This window comes from Streptomyces sp. NPDC007162 (genome assembly GCF_040634175.1).
Taxonomy (GTDB): domain Bacteria; phylum Actinomycetota; class Actinomycetes; order Streptomycetales; family Streptomycetaceae; genus Streptomyces.
Window position 1 is genome coordinate 1 of record NZ_JBEYFC010001072.1, and the last position, 1022, is coordinate 1022.

The 1022-nt window shown below is 76.0% G+C and carries 2 pseudogenes; one reads left to right on the forward strand and one right to left on the reverse strand.

Going from position 1 to position 1022, the window contains the following annotated elements:
- A pseudogene (locus tag ABZ646_RS47235) lies at positions 1-646 on the reverse strand (YbfB/YjiJ family MFS transporter); the annotation flags it as partial.
- 6 nt (positions 647-652) lie between these two features.
- On the opposite strand from ABZ646_RS47235, the pseudogene ABZ646_RS47240 reads away from it, so the two are divergent.
- Positions 653-1009: pseudogene (locus ABZ646_RS47240) on the forward strand (LysR family transcriptional regulator); the annotation flags it as partial.
- Positions 1010-1022 lie beyond the last annotated feature (13 nt).

Here is a 1022-nt window from a genome sequence, read left to right on the forward strand (position 1 = left end):
GGCCGACGGAGTACCCGGCGGTCAGCAGGGCGACGGCGCGGGGGAACCGCAGCAGCGCACCCGTGGCCAGGGCCAGGGTGCTGACGCCCAGGAACGTGGCGCCGAACAGCACCGCCGAGCCGAGGGCCGCTGCCGTGCTCCCGGTCAGCGCGGGCAGCGCGATCCCGACCGCCTGCACCACCAGCGCGGTGACCAGCAGGCCTGGCCGGGACCACCGGCGCCCCAGCCGGGCCCACAGCGCCGCCGAGGGTACGGCGGCCAGCCCCACCAGTACCCAGGCACCGCTGCCGGCCCAGCCCGGGGAGCCCTGGCCGATCGCCGCGACCAGGAAGGTCCCCGCGACGATGTAGCCGAGGCCCTCCAGGAAGTAGCTGACGAACAGCGCACCGAACCAGCGGTGGGCACGGACCGTCGGCCGGTCCCCGGCCGGAGCGGCGGCCGGTGCGTCCTCGGGCCGCAGGTTCCAGGAGGCCGCGGCCAGTACCGCGGCGAGCGCGGCGGCCGCCCACCAGGCGGCCCGCCAGTCGGCGACCGACCGCAGGGCCAGGACCAGCAGGCCGGACAGTGCGATGCCGGCGCCCACACCGCCGAAACCCCATCCCGGCAGATGCGGCGGGTGGTCCCGCAGGTGGTGCAGGAGCGAGGCGACGGTGACGTCGACGTCCTCATCGACGACGACGTCACCTCCTGGGCCTCCTGGAACGAGTACGCAGCGGAACTGACCGAGGCCGTCGGCGCCCGCGCCGTGCGCATATCCGACGGCGCGGTCACCGGCCCCGCCTTCTTCGACCACGTCCGCCGCTGCACCCGCCCCGTCCTCAACTCGCCCAAGGGACAGACCGTCCCGCTGCCGCCCGACCTGGTCCGCCGGGAGATCGCCGGGCCGAAGGTGTACTGGACCTGGTCCCTGGTCATGCGGGAGAGCGAGGGCCGCGCCGGGGTCCTGGCAGCCGCCGACGCCCGCCTGCTGGCCAGGATCGGCGACTGGGCGGCCGCGCGGGCGGGCTAGCCTGACCCTGTAC